This window comes from Trichocoleus sp. FACHB-90, assembly GCF_014695505.1.
Classification (GTDB): domain Bacteria; phylum Cyanobacteriota; class Cyanobacteriia; order Cyanobacteriales; family FACHB-T130; genus Funiculus; species Funiculus sociatus.
The window spans coordinates 66,717-91,104 of sequence record NZ_JACJOK010000044.1 but is presented as its reverse complement, the minus strand read 5'-3'; the positions used below and the strand labels follow the sequence as shown (position 1 = coordinate 91,104).

Genomic DNA, 24,388 nt, shown 5'->3' with positions numbered 1-24,388 from the left:
ATCAAACTCATTTATTAAAACATTTATTGCCACTCCACCTCGACTGATTACTAGCTTAGCCATAAATTCTGACAAAAGCCTGATGTTACTATAAATTAATCATAAAATAGTAGCAGTTTGATTTGATTGGTAAAAACTAACGAACTGCTCTTAGCGCAGTTAAGGTAACTCAACCTACACTCACTTTATAATTTTTAGCTTTAAAAGCAACCGTATAAGATAAAAATTGCGCTGTTTAGTTTTACAATGAGTTGACGAACCAAAATAAAGTAATCAATGAAAAAACCTCTTAAACTTCCTCAAAAACTAATGCTGCTTGGTTCAGGAGAACTTGGTAAAGAATTTACCATTGCTGCTCAACGTCTGGGTAACTATGTGATTGCCGTGGATCGATATCATAATGCTCCAGCCATGCAAGTAGCTGATGAGTCAGAAGTTATTTCCATGCTGAGTCCAGACCAATTGGAAAGCATTGTGCAGAAACACAAACCTAATTTTATTATTCCTGAAATTGAAGCCATCAGGACAGAAAAACTGATTGAATTTGAGCAGCGAGGTATGATAGTTATTCCCACCGCAACTGCTACCCATTACACGATGAATCGAGACAGAATTAGGGAACTCGCGCATCAAAAGTTAGGAATCAGAACGGCTAAATACGGTTATGCAACAACCCTGGAAGAACTGATTGAGGTTTCGGAAAAAATTGGGTTTCCTAATGTAGTGAAACCTGTTATGTCATCATCTGGAAAAGGTCAGTCGGTTGTTGAGTCTTCAGAGAAGATTCAGATGGCGTGGAAATATGCAATTGAAGGTTCCAGAGGGGACAGTCAAAAACTTATTGTCGAGGAGTTTATTCCCTTTGAGTTAGAAATTACCTTGCTAACAATTAAACAGTGGAATGGGCCGACAATTTTTTGTCCTCCTATTGGGCATCTCCAAGAAAGGGGAGATTATCGAGAGTCTTGGCAACCAGCAGTTGTTTCTGAAGAATTGCTTCAGGAAGCGCAAGCGATCGCGCAAAAAATTACTGATGCTTTGGGAGGCGCAGGCATTTTCGGGGTTGAGTTCTTTATCACCAAAGATTCAGTAATTTTTTCGGAGCTTTCTCCTCGTCCTCACGATACTGGAATGGTGACATTAATATCGCAGAACCTAAATGAATTTGAACTACATTTGAGAGCAGTTTTAGACTTGCCAATTCCTAAAATTGAACAGCTAGGAGCTTCAGCAAGTGCAGTAATATTGGCAAACAGAAATTCAAATTCCATAGCTTTTGTGGGAGTGCAAGATGCCTTATCAGAACCAGATGTAGACGTGAGGTTATTTGGCAAGCCTAATTCACGTCCGGGGCGCAGAATGGGCGTAACTTTGGCAAAAGGGAGAAATATTCAAGAAGCGCGGGACAAAGCAACTACCGCCGTCAGTAAAATCAAAATAGTCGATCAAGAGGATTTTGATGCTTAATTAGAGAAAAAATACAGCAAACAGAAAGAGTAAACTCCAAGGCGAACCAGCGAAGCCTCACAAGAGCAGGCTTTTTCTGGTTCCCAGGCTCAGCCTGTGAATGTTTATTACTGAGCCTCAGCCTCAATTAAAATAGGTTTCAAAGAAAGAGGAGGTAGAACCTCCAAATAAGGGTTTCCAGGCTGATACTGGGAACCAGAATATATGTAACAAATTGGGAGTTATTAAAGTTGAATAATCCAATATTTTCTGATATTCAAAATCATTGGGCGCAAGATTGTATTCAGCAGCTCTCCCAGCGGAATTTAATTAGTGGCTACCCGGATGGAAGTTTTCGCCCTAATGCACCAGTGACGAGAGCAGAATTTGCGGCACTGCTGCGGAAAGCATTTCCCAACGCCGCGCCAATACGTAATGCTATTACCTTTGTCGATGTGCCATCAAATCATTGGGCAAATCAAGCGATTCAAGCTGTATATCGGGCGGGTTTTTTGTCTGGTTATCCGGATCGAACTTTTAAACCAAACCAACAAATTCCGCGAGTGCAAACTTTTGTTGCTATGGTGTCGGGATTGAAGTATACCCCTACGAAAACACCTAGTGAGACAATAAAAAAGTATTTTGATGATGGGTTAGAAATTCCTAGTTATGCGATAAATGCGATCGCATCCGCAACCGAAAGATATCTTGTGGTTAATTATCCTAATGTTAGGCGCTTCAACCCCAACCAAAACGCCACCAGAGGCGAGGTAGCAGCATTGATTTGTCGTGCCTTAAAAATCTCTGGTGTGCCGTTACAGTACATTCTAGGGATGGAATTTATTGTCATTGGGGCGCAATTTGAAGAAGCTGATGCCTTTTCCGAAGGGATGGCACGAGTCAAAATCGGGGAAAAATGGGGCTATATTGACAAAACAGGTAAACTCGTAATCGCGCCACAATTTGATGAGGCTGATGCTTTCTCGGATGGAGTGGCACTGGTCAGACAATATAAGGCAAAGAGAGAGTAATGGAAACTCGTGGCGTTTGGATTACCAGCACAGATAGCAAAGTTTTGAATTCCCGGCAAAACATTGCCGAGGCGATGGATTTTCTCGCGCAAACGGGATTTAATGTCGTATTTCCTGTTGTTTGGAACAATGCTTATACTTTCTACCCCAGTAGAGTGATGCGGGAAAATTTTGGTGTAGAAATCGACTCGCGATTTGCTGGACGCGACCCCTTAGCCGAAATTATTATCGAAGCACGTCGGGTAGGAATTGGGGTTATCCCTTGGTTTGAATATGGATTCGCCTCTTCTTACAATCAAAATGGGGGCCACATCCTCGCAAAAAAACCTCATTGGGCTGGTCGCGACTTCAACGGCAATATTCTGAAAAAGAACAGTTTTGAGTGGATGAATGCGTTCGATTCTGAGGTGCAAGATTTCCTGCTGAACCTGTTACTAGAAGTTGCTAAAAATTATGATATTGATGGTATCCAAGGCGATGACCGACTTCCTGCACTTCCTAGCGAAGGTGGTTATGACCGGGGAACAAGCGATCGCTACTTTCGGCAGTTTAATCAAAACCCGCCGCAAAACTCCAGAGATCCGCAATGGCTTCAGTGGCGTGCAGATATTCTCACTGATTTCTTAACTCGTCTGTATCAGGAACTTATTAATGTTAAACCAGGCTTGATAATTTCGATGGCACCCAGTCTCCCCGGTTGGGCGCTTCAAGAATATCTGCAAGATGCTATAGCTTGGCTTGACCGGGGGCTGATCGATATGCTGCACCCGCAACTTTATCGCCGCGACTTCTTGAGCTACAAACAGCTAATTGATAGTATCGTCGCCCAGCAATTTACAACTTGGCAACTGCCTTTTTTGATGCCTGGTATCCTGTTAAAGGTGGGGTCGTATCGCATTAGTCCCGACTACCTTTTACAAGCGATCGCTTACAATCGTTCTCGTGGTATTCCAGGCGAGGTGTTGTTCTTCTACGAAGGTCTGCGGGAAGACAACGACGCTTTAGCTAAAGCCTTGCGTTCAGGCCCCTACGCTCAACCTGCACCATTTAAGCCCTCAGATTTAAAAAAGCTTGGCTTTACTGAGCGGAGAACTAGCGGCAAATATAGCTATATAGATAGTAGAGGAACAATCGTAAATCAGCCCCAATTTGATTGGGCTGATTCTTATAATAACGGGTTAGCGCCTGCAAAAATCGGCTACAAGTGGGGTTATATTGACAAAACAGGTAAACTTGTCAGCCGATTACAATTTGACCGCGCTGAACCTTTAGAAGAAGGGCTAGGATTAGTAAAAGTTGGCAACAGATATGGCTATATTGACAATACAGGGAAACTTTTAATTCTGCTGCAAGTTGATGATGCTGAATCTTTTTCCCAAGGGCTAGCAGCAGTTAAGATTAATAACAAGTGGGGCTACATTAATAAACTGTGGAATACTGTCATCCCTTTGCAATTTGATACCGCTGATAGCTTTTCTGAGGGGTTAGCATTGATAAGTTTTGGCGGCAAATACGGCTATATTGATACTGCCGGAAGGGTTATATCACCGCCGCAATTTGATGATGCTAAGTCTTTTTCCGAAGGGCTAGCGGCAGCAAAAATAGCTGGAAAATGGGAATATATTAATAAAACTGCTCAGGTGATAATACCACCACGATTTGAGGAGGCTGAATCCTTTTCTGAAGGACTCGCGGCGGTAAAGATTTCTGGGAAATGGGGCTATATTGACAAAACTGGGAAACTGGTAATTCCCACAGAATTTGATGATGCTAAGCCCTTTTCGCAGGGGCTGGCGCTGTTTAATATTGGTGGAGAGTGGAAAGTGGACAGGAATAATGGCGAACCGTTTTTCAGCGGCGGTAAGTGGGGTTATATTCGCAATGTTATTTCTTAAAAATCGAGGCTAAAAATTTAAAACGCAAAGGTACGCAGAGATATTAGTTTTATTTTGCGTTTCTTTGCGTCAAGTCAAAAAGATAATCATGTCTATGCTGTCATGCGTGAAGCGAAGCTATCGCCTTGAGACAAATCGCTTTCAACCTGAATGCTTGAGGCAGTTTTGTTCGCTCCTATCTTTGCCGCTACGAAAGGCAAGGTGATGCAAATCCCACTTGAAACCAGCGTCATTAGTAAACAATCAACTAAACCCATATTCTTATGTGCTTTTTTCAAAATTAGGCTCAGGAAAACTGATCGCTTTCCATGTATTTATTTTGAAGCCCAATTCCGGAAATGGAGCAACTGCAAGGGTTTGAATAACTTGTAGCTATAATAATTTTTTCTTATAGAAACTGTGAGCGATCGCTACATTGGATTTTTGTAAGTCACTAAGCAAAATTAATTACATATTCGGTTCCGGCTTTGCTTAGCACGTCTTTGAAAATTCAAAATCAGGGTGTCAGGAAACTAGGCAATTCCAGCACATGAAAGTAAGCAAGAGCTGCAACTACCAGAGTGTAAAGCGTTGAGCCACCCAACCCAATCAACAAATCCCGTTTTGGGTTTTGCTGCTCTTTTGCTACAAACATATCCATCGCTCCCATCTGCATCATCACAATCCCTAATACATTGGAGAGCCAATAGCCAACAATCGTAAACGGCAAAAACCAGTCTGGGTTCATCCAACTGACGAGATAGCCAAACAGTAGAGCAATCGGCAGATTAAAGAACAAGTCGTTCCACCACGAGAGGGGAGAGAGCATATAGCCAATCCCTAACAGAAAGCTACCTCGTAGTTTCTTGAACACGACCATTACTCCCGCTCTCAAATTGTTTAAATACCTTAAGCATCATTAATTAGTATGGCATCGCACGCGAACGAATCATTATGGTAAAGATTCCTTAACCCTCTTCTGTTGCGGTCGATGCTACACAAAGGAAGCGTGACGAGAGTAGGCGTTTTTATTTTTTTTGTCTTTTCTCTAGTTAGCTGGCTGCAAACGCGGACGCACAACCTGAGCAAAATCTTCGCGTCCAGTCTCCAACTGCGGCGGAACGCCATTAGGATAAGTTTGAGAAATTAAATTTTGTAAGCGTTCAATGCGGTTGCCGGGGTTGGGGTGAGTGCTGAAAAACTCCGGCGATTGTCCACCCGGTCTGGCATTAGCAAGTATCTGCATTACTTCTACAATACCTTTAGGGTTATAGCCAGCTTCAGTCATAAATCGGAAACCCAGGCGATCGCTTTCTAACTCATCCTCACGCCCGTACCGCAGACTGACCATCTGGTTAACCGCTTGGGCAACCACTGCTGCTTGCCGACCCCCGCCTTGGTCGTCGCTTGCTGCTACCCCCACCGCACTCACCAGTGCTTGACCGAGTTGCTGCTTTGCCAAACGTTCCGCACCGTGTCTTCCTATGACGTGTCCTACCTCGTGTCCCAGCACAGATGCCAATTGAGCTTCCGATGAGAGACGACGCAGCAAACCAGCAGTGATGAAAATCTGTCCTCCCGGTAGCGCGAAAGCATTGACAGTTTGTGGGTCGCGCAATAGATGGAATTCAAAGGGATAGGGGGCATTCCTTGCCTCTGACCGCTGTACCACGGTAGCTCCCACCTGGTCAATATACCGCTGTAGCGCCTGATCCGGGTACAAACCGCCGTGCTGAGCAGCCATACGCGATCGCGCTTGCAGTCCTAATATTACCTCCTCCTTTGGTGTCAGCTGTACGCGCTGGTTTTCCCCAGTTATCGGGTTTTGGGAAGTGGAACTACAGTAACTAACCAGTCCAAATAACGTCAGTAAAAGCGCAATCCCCAGCCTTATCAATGCTCTCACTGCTTGTCTCCAAATTTACTGGTCTGAAGGGTATCATAATACCTGCCAATCCAGCATCAGTCTCAAGGTTACATTAATCGTTCTTCTTAATGATGATGATTCTAAAGCTTGGACACTAGACCATGTTTTCATAAGAGCAAAGTGTTAATTTTAATTAATTTCAAACAACATATATTGCTCTACACAATTGGACAGCAATTCATCTAAAGGCTTATAGAAAAAACCTTGTTAGCTATTCCTTTGAGGTATATCAACTTATATCGTCTGGCAGATGGGATGCTCCCTTCTAAACTGATATTCTGTAGTTAACTCGAAAAGAAAGACATTAAAGGAAACGGGACTATGAATATTATTGCTTGGATTGTTTTAGGACTGATTGCTGGTGCTATCGCTAAAGCCATCTATCCTGGTCATCAGGGCGGTGGGATTCTAGGAACAATCCTGTTGGGAATTATTGGATCTTTTATTGGCGGTACTTTGGGACTTTGGTTAACAACAGGGACTTTAGCACTAGGAACTGCGCCTTTTAGTATAGGCGGAATCATTGCTTCTATTATCGGCGCACTTATTGCAGTATTTCTGTGGAACTTGCTTACCCGGAGAGCAGCTTAATCAGCTTGGCTTAGCTGCTAACATTTCCGCGGCGCTAAGATGAGGAATATGCGATCGCGCTTCCAAGGTGAGTATCCCATTCTCCCAGTAAAATTGCCACCCAATAAGCAATTTACTTTCCCAACGCCCTTGGCGGAGAATACTCACCTTGCCCGCAACTAAAGGTTGATGATTTCTGACGTAGTTTACTAACTGCTAAAACCAGTAGTAATACATTCCAGAAATGATCAACCTTTTAAAATATTTGTGCAAAATTTATTTTTGATAGATGCTTATCGAAGCATCTATGAACGGCTAAAAAAAGCTGCCAACTGTAGCCGTATCCTACTATAGCAATTCAATGCTTGGGCGTGATACATCTGTAGGGACATGGCATTGCCCACTGGTGTCAACTTAAGGAGCGGATGCCCAGATGACACCAGTAAGAGCATCAATCTCTCGATGACGCGGGCGAACCGCTTTCACTAAGCCCAATAACTTGTGATGAGTGGCTAAATAAGTCACAACATCGCTATTTTCACCTCGTAACAAAGCGCGAGAAAAATGATATAGCCCTCGAAAAACCATCTCAACTGATATGCGTTCTATAGGCTGCTGCAAAGTAATAGCTACTGTCGTACATAAGTCATTGAGAACCGCATAGAATATCCAAGTTGCTAAAATTTGTATTTGTACACCATTCGTGTCACCTACCCATAAGTAAGCTAAGCCTAATAAACGTTTAGTTAACAAAAACGCATCCTCAATGCGCCACCGACGACGGTAAAGTTCACAAACTTGTTCGGCTGACAACACGCTCGGATCTAGCACATTGGTGAGATAGTTATACCAAGTCTGACCCCATAGCACTGATACTAAACGCACGGGATGCTGGCAAGGATTAGAGCGATATTGCCCCATTTGAATAATCTCGTCTCGGTAGTAAGTCCCGCTCGACAGACAGAGGTTGAGTTGATAAGCGGTTTTTTCTCGCAATCGGGTGACAAAGAATTTCTGGTTTTCAGTGAACTCATCAAACCAAGGAAACTTGAAAAAGCCTAAATCAAAAATCAATAGACCACCCCTGGGCAATTTGTTTAGCAATTGTTGTGTAAAATTCAAATCGTGAGCTGTTGCTTGTTTTGTGTACCAAGTGGCCACAGGGCGATGGGTAAATGCCTCCACCACCATCATCATTTTTCCCCCTAAGAGTGTGCCTTCCCCTTGCAAGGCTTGGAGTTTTTTTCTAAGTTCTTCTAGAGTTGAACCATCGGCAATCCATAGGGCGGTGAAACTCGCAGTCACTGGTTGCCACATTGGTGGAATTATTTCCACACATTTCCTTGCTTGTATGCGCTCGATTACTTGCTCAAAAACCTGTGCGAATAATTCAGTCGGTAAGCTTCTTAAACGCTTTGACAGCGCTTGGACGCTCACTGGTAACGCTTCTAGCCACAGTAATCCTTCTAGCGCCAGTACCCGTAAGACTTCTCTTAAACTAGGTATCCGCCTGTACACCAAGCTTAAGACCACTGCCATCATCACTGGTAGTGTTAAAATACGCTCTCGCCATCGTTTATTATCTTTTCCTTTGGCAAGGCGCAGGGGCTTAAAACTTTGTGGACTTAGCAGTGAGTATAGCTGTTGCTCAATTTCCTCGATTGGAGGGCATGGTACTTGTGTCTGTCGTCTCAGGTCTGGATTGCCGGGTAGGCGCGGACGTTTTCTACTCATTGATACTAATAGGATACTAAGAGCCTAGAAGCTATTCGAGGCTTTCTTCTACTTTATGCCGCTCTTTCTTATCTCGCTTAAGTTGACACCAGTGGGCATTGCCATGTCCCTATATTGGTACCAAATGACAGCCAGCAATTTTCCAATTGCCGTTAGGCTGCCTTTGCATCAGATAAATTGCCTTTATCAGTCTCCCTTCCCGGTCGAGTAGCAGCACCTGTGCAGAAGGGAATCCTTCAATATAGGCGATTTTTTGAAACATCACCGAACGAGGACGATACACCGGATCGTAGGCAGTTTTTACCATCCTCATAAAGTTTTCGGGAGTGCCGAATTGAGCTTTAATTTCTTGGCTGGCAAAAGAGAAAGCGCCAACAGCATCATCCTTTTGAAACGCTTCTAGTTGGTGAGAAATTACAAAGCGGATGGCAGTGCGGTCATTATCAGTTACTTCCATATTTTGAGCTTAAAAAAGTGGCAGATATGGAACTAATTCGAGAACCAGAGTTGACAAGTTTAGCGTTTGGCAATCTTAAAGTAGCAACGTCAAGGGAAACGCCTTTATTAATGCTACTTTAGACCTGAAAAGGCAATTGTCAGCTTGTGTTTGCTAAATCCTTGCGGCGCAATAAAACACAAGTTCTTTAGGTTTCAATTTGGAATCACAATATTTTCCAAGCCACTTTCCGCCCCTGGATATTGGGGATTCATTGCTTCCAACGTGTCCACAATGGTTCGGGCAATTACCAAGTTGCGATACCACTTATTATTTGCAGGTACAACGTACCACGGAGCATAGGCAGTAGAGCAATTATTAATGGCTTCCTCAAACGCCATTTGGTAATCGTCCCAAAATAGGCGCTCTTGGATGTCATTACTAGAAAATTTCCAGTGCTTATCAGGGTTATCCAACCGACTCTGCAACCGCCGTTTTTGTTCGTCTTTGGAAATATGGAGAAAAAACTTAATTACCCCAATATTGTTAAAAGTGAGCATTTGCTCAAAGTCATTAATCGCATGATAGCGCTTTCGCCAAACATCCTCCGGAACCAACTGCTTGACTCGCACAACTAGCACATCTTCGTAATGTGAACGGTTGAATATCGTAATCATGCCGCGTTGAGGCGATCGCTGGTGATAACGCCACAAGAAATCGTGACTGGCTTCCTCATCACTGGGCTTTTTAAACGACCAAACTCGGCAGCCTTGGGGGTTAATGCCTTGGAAGACGTGTTTAATCGTGCCATCCTTACCGCCAGTGTCCATCGCTTGCAGTACAATCAGCAGACTGCGCTGGTTTTCAGCATACAAGCGTTCTTGTAAATCTCCCAGGCGATCGCGCAGATGCTCAAGTTCCTCTTCGACGTGTTGCTTTTTTGTATAGTGTTCTGAGGCGTTTGGATCGATATCTGCTAAACTAATTGGCTCTCCCGGTTTAACCCGATATTGGGGATAATTTGGTTTCGGTGGTGGCTCATCGACTACGATTGTTTCCGGTGACATGACATCAGCAATTTGTGCCGCCGCCAAAGCCGCTGCCTTTTTGGTTTTGGGAGCTTCAGCTTGAGCTATATCGTTGGCAGCACTATCTGTATTCTTGGCGGAATTACTGCGATCGCTCATAGGGCTTTTCTGGTTGTCCAGCTGCGGGGAACCTATTTTTGATATTAGTTCAGGTACATTGGAAAGCATCCCTGCCGCAAGGCAGACGAGAGACATAACTTGCAGTGCCGGACGCTACAGCAGCGTCAATTGGCAACCCTATCCGAAGAAGTGAACAGGAGATTTCTTCAACAATAAGAAAATTTTCCTATCTCCTTTAGACTCCGTTAGCCGCGTTGCATAATAGAAGAGTGAATTGTACCAGATGTGCATCTATTAAAATAAGTTGAATCACCTAGAGGTTAACTGAAATTGCTCAACTTGACGATTGACACTACTACAACTACAGAACCGCTGGGATTTTTGAGCGAGTTTGGGTAAGATTGATTCTTCCCCAACCCTACAGGGTTCAACAAGCAGGAGCGTATTTTACAAAGCAATCGGATTTCCTGCGTTACCCTAAAGATGTCAAAGGTCTTTCTCTCCTCTGTAGGATTGAGAAGACTCCTATGCTGTTGTGCTTACATCACCGGATCTTCAATGCCATTATAAAATTTTGCATCTATCCTGAATTTACAACAGTTTTACCTTGTATCAGGTATACTCACTTATTCTGCCTTGAATTACATAATGGCAATGAATTCGTGTGTAATTTCACTACAGTATTCATTGCCAATAGGCAAATAACTTGCTAAATAAAGTCTCTTAGATTGAGGTTTATCCTTATGCCAAACCATCTTGTATACATTATTATGGACAGTTGCCGATATGACAGCTATGAGGCAGCATCAACACCTAATATGGATCGGTTAGGTTTGGCGGAGCCTCGCTACAGCTATGCTTCTTGGACATCCCCTTCCCACTACACAATGCTCATGGGGATGATTCCCCATACTAGCCCTCGCGGTGTGTTTGCCTCGGAAGTCTATAAGCAGGAATTTTTGAAATGGGTAGATCGGCTGGGAATTCCTGATTTATCTTTCAAAACTTTTGTCCCTCAATTGTCTTTACCTAAAGTTTTAAAAGACTTTGGATATAAAACTATTGCACGAGTTTCTATGCCTGTGCTGAATCAATTTACCAGCATAAGTCAATTTTTTGATGACTATGTTTTGATGTCTAATCATAACGACTTTGCCACAATGGTGCATCAAATTGATTTTTCAGGTTCAGAACCTTGTTTTTACTTTCTCAACCTGGGGGAAACCCATTATCCATATATGCTTAAAGGCGATGATATGCCCCGTATATCTGGAGTTCATGGGGTGTTTAAGAATATGGATCAATTCGCACTTGCTAAGAATGAACCTGGAGAAAGCAAGTTTTTTGAACAGGAGGAAATGCAGCGTTTACACAAGCAGCAAATATCCTGTGTTGAATATATAGATGGGCTTTTGGGAGAACTGTATCGCAAGTGTCCTGAGAATACTCACATTATCCTGACAGCAGATCATGGAGAGTTGTTTGGAGAAGATGGTTATTTTGGGCATGGGCCTGTAATGCACCACAAATGTTTTGAAGTGCCTTTTGTTGAGGGTCTGCGTCCAACGATCTAGAGCTATATGTTTCTGTGGTGACTACTTCCAATAGATCAATAGATGGCAAAAAGCTGGAGAATCTTAACATCTTGCAGATAAATAATTTTAGCTTATACCCTGCCTTGACAAGCACCAAACCAGAGATGTTTTCCAGCTAATTTCTGGAAAATTTGGCGATCGCATTGTAGACACTACAAACACGGTTGAGAAAAACTATAATTCAGGCTTCGCAAGGATGCCAAGCCCATTAGCAAAACTCTTGTAAAGGAGGCACAGAGATTTGATGAGTAGTCAAATATTATTAAAGAATGTAACCTGTACTTGTATATATTTTGAAAATCAGCTTTAGCTATGATAAGTAGATTTATTGCATTAATTCATTAACAAAAAATATTCAGTGAAATCACGGATGAAAGTGAACCCCAAATAGAAATAGGCTGAAATTATTCAATATGTTTTATAGTTAACAGAAAACCCACGAAGCAATTTACAAAATGCTAACTATAAAAAAGATATAAAACCAGAAACTTTGTTATTGCCAAACTCATCTGGTAATTTTATTTTTCCTTTACTTGACTCATCCCTGTCGTGATAATAAGGCAAGACTCATGAATACCTTCACCTGTTTTTCCCTAAGCCCTATTGGATTAGAACATCCTGGTCTAGCGATCGCAACCTCTAGAGCAGGCGGTGTGGGTGTGCTGGATTTAGAATTTTGTCGGGATTCCGAACAAGCGACGAGGAATCTGGATAAGCTTTTAGAGCTAGTCAATCCTAGCAGTCAGATAGGGTTAAGGTTAAAAGTTGACCAAGTTGCTGATAGCCAAAAATTGCTGCAACGGCTGCTGCATCGCTCCCATTGGATAATTCTAGCTGCATGGGAAGCGCCATCATTAGCGGAAGTTATCGCGTGTTTGCCCCAGTGTGAATCGCGCCGCCTATTGCTGGAAGTCACAGATGTTGAACAGGCACAAGCCATCGATTACCAGAGTGCAGAAATCTTTGGGTTAGTGGCGAAAGGACAGGAAAGCGGCGGTTGGGTAGGTGAAGACCCGGCATTTATCCTGACGCAAAAACTCTTAAATGTCAGTAGTCAGGAGTTAGTAGACATTGGAACTACTGACAACAAACAAATTCTTCCAATCTACGTGCAAGGTGGGATTGGGATTCATACAGCAGCGGGAGTCTTGGCGGCTGGTGCAGCAGGTGTGGTACTTGACGATCAATTGTGGCTGATGCCAGAATCGCCCCTCCCCGGTGCATGGCAACGTTACCTCAACAACCTGAACGGACAAGAAGCGATCGCAATTGGAGATCGCCTCAACCGCAGTTGTCGCGTCTTGTCTCGTCCCGGTTTCCAGGCAATTACCGCTTTGCAACAACTGGCAGAAAAAATAGAAATTCAGGAACTGGGGACTGGGGACTGGGGACAAGGAAGCACCCCCTCAATCTCCAGTTGGCAACAGGCGGCTACATCCTTAATCGGTTGGGATTCGCCTGGAACTTTAGCATGGCCGATGGGACAGGCTGTAGGATTAGCCGCTCATTTTCGACTTCGCTACAAGACCACAGGCAAACTAATCCAAGCCATTCTCAAGCAAAGCCTCGCTAATGTGAAAAAGGCTGAAGAACTACAGCCACTAGCGCCAAATTCACCCTTAGCCGCTTCTCATGGCACCCGCTATCCGATTATGCAGGGGCCAATGACCAGAGTCAGCGACAAGGCAGAATTTGCGATCGCAGTTAATAAAGCGGGCGCTTTGCCGATGCTGGCGTTGGCGTTAATGCGAGGCAAGCAGGTAGAAGAGTTATTGCAGGAAACGAAGCAAAAAATCGGCTCTAGCGCTTGGGGAGTCGGGATTCTGGGCTTCGTCCCCCAAGCGTTACGGGAAGAACAACTCCAAGTCGTCAAAGCTGTTAAGCCCCCATTTGCCTTAATTGCAGGCGGTCGTCCAGATCAGGCGGCTGACTTAGAAGCCGAAGGAATCGCCACCTATCTTCACGTTCCGACACCGGGATTGCTGCAAATGTTCCTTGAACAAGGGGCGCGGCGCTTTGTCTTTGAAGGGCGGGAATGCGGCGGACACGTTGGCCCCTTGAGCAGCTTTATGCTTTGGGAAAGCGCCATTGAGACACTTTTAAAAGACGTTCCGGCGGGCGCAGAAACCGAAATCCACGTTTTCTTTGCTGGAGGAATTCACGATGCTCGTTCTGCTGCCACAATAAGCGCGATCGCTGCGCCTTTGGTAGAACGCGGGATGAAGATTGGCGTGCTGATGGGAACAGCTTATTTATTCACCGAAGAAGCTGTCAAGTGCGGTGCAATTGTGGACGGATTCCAGCGCACAGCACTAACTTGCACTCATACTATCAATTTGGAAACCGGGCCAGGTCATGCCAGCCGCTGTGCAATTACTCCCTTTGCCCAAGAATTTTACGCAACTCGACGGAAAATGTTGGCGGCGGGTCATTCCCCTGAAGAAATTAAGAATGTTTTAGAAGATTTGACGCTGGGACGCTTGCGCGTTGCTTCTAAAGGATTGGTGCGGGATGAGCAAGGTATTGTTCCTGTGGAAACTCAAAAACAACTGACTGATGGAATGTACATGATTGGTCAAGTTGCCACTCTGCGTAACTCGGTTTGCACCTTAGAGGAGTTACATCAGGATGTTTCACAAAAGAGTTCGGAGTTGTTAGTTCATAGTAATGAACCATCAACCGTAAAAAATGAACCCTCTCCCTCAGATGTAGCAATTGTCGGTCTTAGCACACTGCTACCGAAGGCTGAATATCCAGATACCTTCTGGGAAAATATTCTGCATAAAGTAAGCGCCATTACAGAAATTCCAGCGCACCGTTGGGACTGGCGACTTTATTACAATCCAGACCGTACCGCACGAGACAAAATCTATTCCAAATGGGGTGGTTTTATCGATGATGTGCAATTCGATCCGGTACGGTATGGAATTCCCCCCAAGTCGGTGAAATCGATCGACCCAATTCAACTGCTGGCGCTAGAAGGAGTGCGACGGGCATTAGCAGATGCGGGGTATGAGTCGGGAGACTTTGACCGGGAGAATACTTCGGTTATTTTTGGCGCAGCAACAGGTGCGGGGGATTTGGCGCATCAATACGCCACGCGATCGCATCTTTCTCTCTATGTAGACGAACCCTCAGAGCAAACTTTGGATCGTTTACCAGAATGGACAGAAGAATCATTCCCAGGCATCCTATTAAATGTTGCCGCAGGTCGCGCCGCTAACCGCTTTGATTTTGGTGGGGTAAACTTCGCCGTTGATGCTGCTTGTGCTTCTTCCCTAGCAGCAATTAGCTTAGCCGTTCGAGAATTAGAAAGCGGTCGCAGTAATGTGGTAATTGCCGGCGGAGTAGACACCGGACAAAGCCCCTTTGCCTACTTGACATTTAGCAAAACTCAGGCTCTGTCCCCACAACAGCAACCCCGCGCCTTTGACAAAGCAGCCGACGGGATTGTGATCAGCGAAGGGATTGTGATTCTGGTGCTGAAACGTCTAGCTGATGCCGAACGAGATGGCGATCGCATCTATGCTGTAATTAAATCTGTTGCGGGTTCCAGCGATGGCAAAGCCTTGGGATTGACCGCACCCCGTCCAGCAGGACAAATGCGAGCTTTAGACCGTGCCTACAGCCAAGCTGGTTTCTCACCTAACACTCTAGGATTATACGAAGCTCACGGCACCGGGACTGTTGCCGGAGATAGAGCAGAAGCCGAGACAGTTACCGAAACCTTAAAAGCAGCCGATACACCGCCCAAGTCCTGCGTCATCGGTTCCGTGAAAACTGTAATCGGTCATACTAAGAGTTCTGCTGGTGTAGCGGGACTTGCCAAAGCAACATTAGCTTTGCACAACGCAGTTTTGCCACCCCACTTAGGCGTAGAAAATCCCTTAGATACTCTTGCCGATCCGCAAAGCCCAGTGTACTTGCTCAAAGAAGCAAAGCCTTGGCTGACGCACCCGAATTATCCCCGCCGCGCTGGTGTCAGTGCATTCGGCTTTGGCGGCACTAATTTCCATGTAGTGCTGGAAGAATATCGAGGTAACTTGCGCGATCGCACACTTGGTGCTGATACTTGGCCTTGCGAACTGTTTGTTTTCAAAGCTGCCAACTCGGAAGCTTTAACAAAAGAGATCGGCACTTTGTTAGCAGCTTTACGCGCTGGTGCAACCCCTCGCCTAAGAGACTTAGCTTACAGCTACTCTCTCAAAGCTCAAACAACCTCACACAATGTTTGTCTAAGCATTGTTGCCGAAAGCCTGCAACAGTTGCAAGCAGCTTTGGAATTAGTCATTAATCAAGACACACAGCAACCCTTACCACCACACATTCAACTCTCGTCTGGCAATAACAACGGACAAAAAATTGCCTTCCTCTTCCCCGGACAAGGATCGCAATATCCAGATATGGCTCGTTCCGTGGCGCTGTATCGCCAGGAAATGCGAGCAGCATTGGAATTTGCCGACCATGAGTTACAGCAGTGCTTCCCCAAATTGTTGAGTCAATTTATCTATCCACCCAGTGCCTATTCTGAAGAACAAGAAGCACTCAACCAAAAACAACTGACTGATACGCAGATCGCGCAACCTGCCATTGGTGCTGTGGAAACAGGATTTATCGACTTGGTGGCAAATCTGGGTTTAAAGCCGGATATGGTTTGCGGTCACAGTTATGGAGAATATACTGCCCTTTACGCGGCGGGAGTTTTGTCTCGGCAAGACTTTCTGCACCTTTCCCAAACCAGAGGCAAAATCATGGCAGCTGCTTGTAAAGGTGCCAATGGCGCAATGGCAGCAGTGCAGATGCAACGCCCAGAATTGCAGGCGCGGTTAGCCAGTGTTGAAGGGGTGGTAATTGCCAATCATAACGCTCCTTTGCAAACAGTAATTTCTGGTGACAAAGACGCGATCGCTCAAATTGTAGACCAGCTGAACGCCGAAGGAATCATGGCGCGGATGCTGCCAGTCAAGGGGGCTTTCCACTCTCCCTTAGTAGCTTCTGCCCTTAACCCACTAATCGAAGCTATCGACAAAGTGACATTGCGATCGCCCACGATTCCTGTTTATGCTAACTCCACCGCTTGTCCCTATGATGCCGATTCCGAGGCAATTTCCACTCAGTTATCTAAACACCTGATCCACAGCGTCGAGTTTGTCAGCCAAATTAACGCCATGTATGCCGCTGGCGCTCGAATTTTTGTGGAAGTTGGCCCCAAGAGCATCCTGACTAAATTAGTTGGGCAAATTCTGGAAGGAAAAGACCATATAGTTGTCTCCTTGGACGGACAAGGCGGGGGGATGCGAGGTTTTCTGATCGCTCTGGGTACACTATGTACGCAGGGCATCAATATCCAGTTACCAACTCTATTCGAGGGGCGGAACGTGCGTCAGCTAGATTTATCCTTGCCAGCTTTGACGAAAAAACCAGATATTTCGCCCACAACTTGGCTGTTAACTGGTGCTAGTTCCAGACCTATCAAGGACGCGGTGGGTCACATGGGCAAAATACCGCTGATAAATCAGGACACCGCCGCCCAAAGCAAAGTGCTAAATGCAAAACAACCAGAACAAGAAACAGCCTTACCAGTGGTGGGAACTTCTGGAAGTTCTACAAGGTCAGCAGTGAAGTTTGCTGGACAGCATCAGGAAGAAGAAAACAAGAAACCCACTACTAATCCCGTCCCCACTTCGTGCAGCGCTAAAAGTCCTCAGCCCTCAGCACTATCACCAGGAGTTGCTCCCAAATTGACAATGACCCCTTACCCAGAACCACAACCCGCACCATCACCCAGCGCCTCAGCTCTTACTGGCGAGACTGCCCTAGCAGCTTACCAAGCTTATCAAGAAACCATGCGGCAATTCTTGGGGTTACAGGAACAGGTGATGAAGCAGTTTCTCGGAGGGGTGAATTATCAATCGCCCCAACAGCCGCAACAAATACCATCAAAGAAGGCGATCGCGCCTACTCCCCGGATCGTTACCAACTTCAGCCAGCCTTCGGGAAATGGTAGCAACAATGGTGCAAAAACGCCTGAAGTGTTAATCCAAAATACCAATGATACAGCGATCGCTCCTGTCGTCCCGACACCACAACCTGACATTCAATTGCCAGTTGTCACTCGTCAGCCCTCAGTCGTCCAAACCACAACAAACAACGCACAGCTTCCAGATCGCGCCGCTTTGACGGAAAAATTGTTGCAGTTAGTTAGCGATCGCACTGGCTACCCAACAGAAATGTTAGGGCTAAACGCTGACATGGAAGCCGAACTCGGTATCGACTCGATTAAACGGGTGGAAATTCTGGGTGCTTTGCAAAAAAGCTTGCCAGAACCTTTCAGCAGCTTGATGCGATCACGCATGGAAAATTTCACCCGTGCCAAAACCCTCAACAGTGTTGTTGAACTACTAAATAGTCAATTAACAACCAACAGCCAACAACCAACAACTAACAACCAACAGCTTCTAGATCGAACTGCTTTGACGGAAAAATTGTTGCAGTTAGTCAGCGATCGCACTGGCTATCCAACAGAAATGTTAGGGCTAAACGCTGACATGGAAGCCGAACTCGGTATCGACTCGATTAAACGGGTGGAAATTCTGGGTGCTTTGCAAAAAAGCTTATCGGAACCCTTAGCCAGCAACGTGCGATCGCGCATGGAAAACTTCACCCGCGCCAAAACCCTCAACAGCGTTGTTGAACAATTACTAAAATCTGGTAATGTTCCGGAGGAAAATAATAGCCTGGGAAAGTCATTGCCCCGGTAGAAGTCCTGCCGCGCTACATAATGAAAGCGCGGACAGAACTTTTACCTGACACGGAAGTAGTCTCCCTTAACGGGCTATTTCTGATTACCCAAGATCAGATGTCCGTTGCGCCTTACGTCTCGGAAGGCTTGCGGCGCATGGGAGCCACCCCATTTATCATCTCCACTGCTATTCTGCTCGATCCGGAAAAACTGGCGGCTGAAATTAACAAAGCGCGATCGCTCAATGGGGCAGTTAGAGGAATTATCCATCTGAGCGCACTTTCTTCCATCCCCATGCCGGAAACTCTCTCAGAGTGGCGACAGTACACCCAAATCGACTGCAAAAGCTTATTGACAGTTCTCCAAATTTGTGAATCTGACCTAATCCCCCCAGCCCCCCTTCCTTATAAGGGAAGCGGGGTGTCTAGCTCGCCTCTCCTCTTAGGAGGGCAGAGGGAGAGGTTCCCCTATACGCAAGTCCTAGCAGCCTCGCTACTAGGAGGGCAGTTTGGGCGCGATGGTAGCTGTAGTTCTGGTCTTCCCACAGGTGGCGGAAGTAAAGGACTACTCAAAACAATGGCGCAGGAATGGTCTGGAGTGGAAGCAAAAGCCATTGATTTCGACGATAGTTTATCAGCCGCCGAAATTGCTAGAACAATCATCCAAGAATTACTGGTATCGGGAGGTAACTCAGAAGTCGGCTATCCACAAGGAAAGCGGATGGTATTTGAGCCAGTTTTGGCACCTTTATCTTCCCTTCCTGCTTCTTCCTTGCCGATTCATCCTGCCAAAGATTGGGTAGTTCTAATTACTGGTGGTGCTAGAGGTATTACAGCCGAAATTGCCAGTACCTTCCTGATTCCAGGGATTACCCTGATACTGGTTGGTCGTTCTCCGGAACCTGCGGAGGAATCTCCCGACACAACGGGAATCGAGGATGTCTCGCAACTGCGGAAAACATTGCTGGCAGCGCAAAAAAAGCCAGTAACGCCCGTACAGATTGAGAATCAACTACGGGGAATATTACGCGATCGCGTCATCCGTCGCAACCTCAGCCATTGTCGGCAAGCTGGTGTCAACGTTGAGTATCAAGCAGTTGATGTCAGAAACGCTGAAGAATTTGGCTGTTTCATCGAGGAAATTTATTCTCGCTACGGTCGTCTGGATGCCGTCGTTCACGGTGCTGGTGTCATCGAAGACAAGCTGATAGTTGATAAAACCCTAGAATCCTTCGACTTTGTATTTGATACTAAAGTCGATAGTGCCTTTATTCTCAGCCGACACCTGCGACCCGACTCTTTAAAATTACTCGTTTTCTTCACCTCTGTTGCCGGAAGCTTTGGCAATCGCGGACAGTCAGACTACGCTGCTGCTAACGAAGTTGTCAACCGTCTAGCATGGCAACTAGACCAGCGTTGGCAAAATACTCGCATTGTCGCCCTGAACTGGGGGCCTTGGGACATCACGGGTATGGCTTCTGAGTCAGTGAATCGTCAGTTTCGAGAACGAGGCGTTATCCCCATTCCCCCTGATGCAGGTCGTCAGTTCTTTATTGAGGAACTGCGTTATGGAAATAAGGGGGACACAGAATTAATTATTGGGACTTTTGAGGGATTGGGGGCTGGGAAAGAAGGGACTGGGGACTGGGGACTGGGGACTGGGCATCCAATCACGTCTCAACTACAAATCCAACCGGATAGCACCGTTACCTTAGAACATACTTTCTCGCTTCTGTTGCATCCCTACCTGCAAGATCATTGCCTGGATGGTAAACCAGTTTTGCCTGCTGCGGGTGCCTTAGAGTGGATGGCGCAATTTGTCCAAGCTGCTTGGTCAGAATGGACAGTAACAGAGGTTCGGGATTTGCGAGTTTTGCGGGGAATTGTACTCGAAGAAGCCAGAAAAGTTCTTTTTATCGCTCGTGCTTCTACTCACGCTGATTTTGAATCTTTGGAAGTGGCAGCCCAAATTGTAGACCCTGAGAGTAAAATTCCTTTCTACAAAGCTACTGTGATTCTGCGTCCGCAGATGCTGGAATCGCCTAAGGTGCAAATAGACGCTTTAAGTTCCGGCAATAGTTTGGATGTTGCTGTTGCTTATCGTGATTATTTATTCCACGGCTCTAGTTTCCAGTTATTGACAGCTATTGACCGATTAAATGAGCAAGGAATTGATGCTGAGGTGATGCCATCGCAGCAATCATCTTGGTTATTTGACTTGGCTTTAATTGATACAGCACCGCAGTTAGCGATCGCTTGGTCGCGTGTCCAACAAGGTACAACTGCCTTACCTTCAAGGTTTGGCTCAGTTATCCGCTACGGCAAATCAGCGCTCAATAGTGTGCTAAAAGTTGCTTTTCGGGTTACTCAAGCTGACGACCATATGCTTGTGTACGATGCCATTTTTATTGATGAAAACGGTAACGTCCGCTTCCATCTCAAAGACATAGAAAGTACCTGCAATACTGCCCTTAATCGTTTGGCAAGCAAATTATGAATAAAATAGGTTCATCTACCAATATTGCGATTATCGGGATGTCTGCCTTGTTTCCGGGAGCCAAAAATTTGTGTGCTTACTGGGAAAATATTCTGAACAAGGTAGATGCGGTTGAGGATGCACCCGATGAATGGGCTGGTGCTTATTTTGATCCAAATTCTACCGAAAGCGGTCGCATATACACCCGTAAAGGTGGCTTTTTGGGTAAATTAGCTGAATTTAACCCGGTTGAATTTGGGATTATGCCAAATTCAGTGGACGGGGGAGATCCAGACCACTTTCTATCCCTGAAACTAGCACGGGATGCGATCGCTGATGCTGGCTACACAGATAAACCTTTCAATCGGGAAAAAACCGGGATTATTCTAGGGCGAGGCACCTATATTAACCGGGGTTTTGTCACGGCACTTCAGCAGAGTATGATTGTAGACCAAACGCTGGATTTGCTGTGTCAACTGCATCCAACCCTCGACCAAGACACATTAAATAGTATTCGCCAAGAGCTAAAGAGTAGCGTACCGCCTCTAGCTGCGGAAATCATCCCCACTTTGGTTCCCAACGTAGTTACAGGACGCATCGCTAACCGCCTGGACTTGATGGGGCCAAATTATGTAGCTGATGCTGCTTGTAGTTCTTCCCTGATTGCGGTTGAACTAGCGATGAACGAATTAATCAGCGGTCGTTGTGACATGATGCTGGCCGGAGGCGTACAAGCTGCCACACCTGCACCGATTCATATGTTGTTCTGTCTGTTGGGGGCTTTATCTCACGGTAAAATTCGCCCGTTTGACACGTCAGGGGCAGGGACTCTGCTAGGCGAAGGTGTGGGTTTCTTGATTTTGAAACGGCTAGAGGATGCAGAACGAGATGGCGATCGCATCTATGCTGTTCTCAAGGGAGTCGGCACCTCCAGCGACGGCAAAGCACTAGGGTTGCTAGCACCCCGGCTGGAAGGTGAAGTTTTGGCGTTACAGCGTGCTTACGAAAATAGTGGCATCGATCCAGACACTATTGGGCTAATTGAAGCGCACGGCACTGGTATCCCCTTGGGAGAACAGACCGAGATGCAGACGCTAAATCATGTCTTTGGTCAGCGTCAAGGAAACTTCCCACGCTGTGCCTTGGGTTCTGTTAAATCGATGATCGGTCACTGCATCCCAGCAGCGGGTGTTGCCAGTCTAATCAAAACTGCGCTGGCATTATACCACAAAGTCTTGCCGCCGATGCTGTGCGACGAGGTGAATCCAGCCTTAGAAATTGAGAAAACGCCATTCTACATCAATACCGAAGCTAGACCTTGGATTCATGGAGAACAAACTCCACGCCGCGCCGGAATCAATGCCTTTGGATTTGGTGGAATTAATGCTCATGCAATCTTAGAAGAATATAGAGGCTGGGGACTGGGGACTGGGGATTGGGGACTGGGAGGAAACTCCCAATCCGAAATCGAACAACCAATTACAATTACCAATTGGTCTACAGAACTACTAATTTTCTCTGGTAATAGTAAGCAAGACCTGATTGCTTCCATCAACAACATTCAGCAAATTTTGCAAATCGATGAAAGTATATCCCTTGCCAACCTTGCCTATACTTTATCGGAGGCAAACACTCAGCACTCTCATCGCCTAGCAGTCATTGCCAAAAACGTTCCAGAATTACAAACAAAGCTAAAACAAGCCCTAGAAAAATTAGCAGATTCCAAATGTACTAAACTGCAAACGCGCAGCGGAATTTACTACACAGCAGGTGTAAAAAAATCGGGTAAAACAGCCTTTTTGTTTCCCGGAGAGGGGTCGCAATATCCTAATATGTTGGCTGATCTCTGCTTGTACTTCCCTAAAGTTCGGGCGTGGTTCGACTTGTCAGACGAAACCTTTGCGGGAATCTGGGAAAATCCACCCAGCCGCTTTATTTTCCCATCCCCAACAGGCTTAACACAAGAAGAACAAAAGCTGGGGGAAAATCAGTTATATGCGATGGATGTTGCTACCGAAGCTGTGTTTACTGGTGGCATGGCTTTAGACGAACTGCTGCACGATTTTGGCATCAAATGTGATGTTATGGTTGGTCACAGCACCGGGGAACATACGGCTTTACTCGCTTCAGGTGTCTCCCGCATCAAAGGGAAAAAGCAACTGATAGAAATGAAACGTCTTCTAAACCAAAGTTATAAGGATTTAGAGGCAACAAATAGCGTTCCTAAAGGAGCATTATTAAGCGTTGGTGCTATTGAGCCTGATTTCATCAAAACGCTGCTCAATGCTTACTCAGGACGCTTGCATTTGGCGATGGACAACTGCCCAAATCAGGTGGTTTTGTTTGGCAGTAAAGGTGATATTGATGAAGCTGCAAATCAAATAAAAGAGGCGGGTGGAATTTGTATGCAGTTGCCCTTCGACCGCGCCACTCATACGCCTTTATTTGAAGAGATGGCATCGGCTTTACGCAGCTACTATGAAAAGTTGGACATGAGTGCTGGTCATACTAGCCTTTATAGTTGTGCGACTTGTACCGAATTTCCATCTGACCCAGAAACTATCCGCGATGTAGCTATTAAACAGTGGTCTAGTCGAGTACGTTTTCGGGAAACAATTGAAAACCTTCATGAGGAGGGCGTGAGAACCTTTATCGAAGTTGGCCCCAGCAGCAATTTAACTGGCTTTGTCGATGATATTCTCCGCAATCGTGATTATGTTGCCATACCCAGTAATACTCAGCGAAAATCTGGTTTAGAACAAATTCAACTTTTGCTGGCAAGGCTGTTTGTAATGGGCAAAGAAATTGATCTGGCTCCTTTGTATAAAAATCGCCAAGTAACGCCAGTCAATTTGGATGTGACAACTGTACAAAATGGCATTAAAAAACCTAGCCCTATTTTGGATCTTACGTTGCCAATAATGCAGTTGCGTCCAGAGTTTGCCCAATCAATACAGGAGAAGTTTCACTCTCAGCAACCTGCTGACTCACATTTTGCACCAGAAAAACCTAGCCCCCTAACGGTTTTACCCTCCCTGGAAGGGGGAGAAATTCTCTCCTCTCCAAGGGAAGCCAAGGAAATTCTCCCTTTCCCTAGCAGGGGAAAGGGAGAACCTGCGGAAATTCAAACAATGGCGTTAAACCAACCCTTACAAACTTTTGAAAATAGTGCAGTATCCAGTGAAGTCAGTTTGGAGGAAGTAAGGAAAATAGACGCACAAGAGTCCTTTGCTACTTCTTCCGAAACTCCTGTTTTCTCCGATGACATCCGCTTAGCTGTTGTGTCGGCGCATTTTGATTTGATGCAAGAGTTTCTCGCGAGTCAGGGAAGGGTGATGACATCTCTGTTTCCTAACCCTACTGACAACAACGGTTCGGAGTAATAAAGCCAAAAAACTCGGTTTTCTTAG

At 45.6% G+C, this 24,388-nt stretch carries 15 protein-coding genes; 8 read left to right on the top strand and 7 right to left on the bottom strand.

Annotated features, from left to right (window positions below; all coding sequences use genetic code 11):
* Positions 1–276: 276 nt before the first annotated feature.
* The 3 genes from purT to H6F74_RS12950 all read left to right on the top strand — a co-directional run bounded on the left by purT (position 277) and on the right by H6F74_RS12950 (position 4,372).
* Entirely contained in the window at positions 277–1,467 is a 1,191-nt protein-coding gene (gene purT / locus H6F74_RS12960) for a formate-dependent phosphoribosylglycinamide formyltransferase (RefSeq protein WP_190441584.1), read from the top strand.
* 230 nt (positions 1,468–1,697) lie between these two features.
* On the top strand, positions 1,698–2,477 hold the full coding sequence (locus tag H6F74_RS12955; protein WP_190441582.1) for an S-layer homology domain-containing protein: 780 nt from the start codon (positions 1,698–1,700) through the stop codon (positions 2,475–2,477).
* Positions 2,477–4,372: a WG repeat-containing protein gene (locus tag H6F74_RS12950; protein WP_190441580.1), complete on the top strand. Its 1,896-nt coding sequence runs from the start codon at positions 2,477–2,479 to the stop codon at positions 4,370–4,372. The genes H6F74_RS12955 and H6F74_RS12950 overlap by 1 nt, the downstream gene beginning before the upstream one ends.
* Before the next feature lie 92 nt (positions 4,373–4,464).
* On the opposite strand, the gene H6F74_RS12945 is transcribed toward H6F74_RS12950, so the two are convergent.
* From H6F74_RS12945 to H6F74_RS12935, 3 genes are all read right to left on the bottom strand, one after another.
* Positions 4,465–4,605, bottom strand: a complete 141-nt coding sequence (locus H6F74_RS12945) for a hypothetical protein (RefSeq protein ID WP_206756313.1) — start codon at positions 4,603–4,605, stop codon at positions 4,465–4,467.
* Positions 4,606–4,868: 263 nt separating this feature from the next.
* A complete protein-coding gene (locus H6F74_RS12940) occupies positions 4,869–5,231 on the bottom strand; it encodes a hypothetical protein (RefSeq protein ID WP_190441577.1) in 363 nt (120 codons plus the stop codon).
* 168 nt (positions 5,232–5,399) lie between these two features.
* On the bottom strand, positions 5,400–6,257 hold the full coding sequence (locus H6F74_RS12935; protein WP_347269513.1) for a M48 family metallopeptidase: 858 nt from the start codon (positions 6,255–6,257) through the stop codon (positions 5,400–5,402).
* A 342-nt stretch (positions 6,258–6,599) separates the two neighbouring features.
* On the opposite strand from H6F74_RS12935, the gene H6F74_RS12930 reads away from it, so the two are divergent.
* Positions 6,600–6,869 (top strand): GlsB/YeaQ/YmgE family stress response membrane protein, encoded by a 270-nt coding sequence (locus H6F74_RS12930; protein ID WP_190441574.1) that lies wholly within the window; start codon positions 6,600–6,602, stop codon positions 6,867–6,869.
* Here the strand turns inward: H6F74_RS12930 and H6F74_RS12925 are convergent, their stop codons facing one another.
* From H6F74_RS12925 to H6F74_RS12910, 4 genes are all read right to left on the bottom strand, one after another.
* Positions 6,870–7,016, bottom strand: a complete 147-nt coding sequence (locus H6F74_RS12925; protein WP_190441572.1) for a hypothetical protein — start codon at positions 7,014–7,016, stop codon at positions 6,870–6,872.
* 246 nt (positions 7,017–7,262) lie between these two features.
* On the bottom strand, positions 7,263–8,582 hold the full coding sequence (locus H6F74_RS12920; RefSeq protein ID WP_190441570.1) for an IS4 family transposase: 1,320 nt from the start codon (positions 8,580–8,582) through the stop codon (positions 7,263–7,265).
* Positions 8,583–8,691: 109 nt separating this feature from the next.
* Positions 8,692–9,039, bottom strand: coding sequence for a DUF4864 domain-containing protein (locus H6F74_RS12915; RefSeq protein ID WP_190441567.1), 348 nt, complete (start codon positions 9,037–9,039; stop codon positions 8,692–8,694).
* A gap of 194 nt (positions 9,040–9,233) precedes the next feature.
* Positions 9,234–10,205, bottom strand: a complete 972-nt coding sequence (locus tag H6F74_RS12910) for a polyphosphate kinase 2 family protein (RefSeq protein WP_190441642.1) — start codon at positions 10,203–10,205, stop codon at positions 9,234–9,236.
* A gap of 704 nt (positions 10,206–10,909) precedes the next feature.
* Here H6F74_RS12910 and H6F74_RS12905 point away from each other — a divergent pair.
* The 4 genes from H6F74_RS12905 (at position 10,910) to H6F74_RS12890 (ending at position 24,361) form a co-directional block, all read left to right on the top strand.
* The gene (locus H6F74_RS12905; RefSeq protein ID WP_190441566.1) at positions 10,910–11,740 is read left to right on the top strand and encodes a sulfatase-like hydrolase/transferase; all 831 of its coding nucleotides are present in this window, start codon (positions 10,910–10,912) and stop codon (positions 11,738–11,740) included.
* 590 nt (positions 11,741–12,330) lie between these two features.
* Entirely contained in the window at positions 12,331–18,522 is a 6,192-nt protein-coding gene (locus H6F74_RS12900; RefSeq protein WP_190441564.1) for a type I polyketide synthase, read from the top strand.
* A gap of 20 nt (positions 18,523–18,542) precedes the next feature.
* Positions 18,543–20,999 (top strand): SDR family NAD(P)-dependent oxidoreductase, encoded by a 2,457-nt coding sequence (locus H6F74_RS12895; protein WP_190441562.1) that lies wholly within the window; start codon positions 18,543–18,545, stop codon positions 20,997–20,999.
* Complete coding sequence (locus H6F74_RS12890; RefSeq protein ID WP_190441560.1) at positions 20,996–24,361, top strand: type I polyketide synthase; 3,366 nt, start codon at positions 20,996–20,998, stop codon at positions 24,359–24,361. Before H6F74_RS12895 ends, H6F74_RS12890 begins: the two co-directional genes overlap by 4 nt.
* The last annotated feature ends 27 nt before the right edge of the window (positions 24,362–24,388 follow it).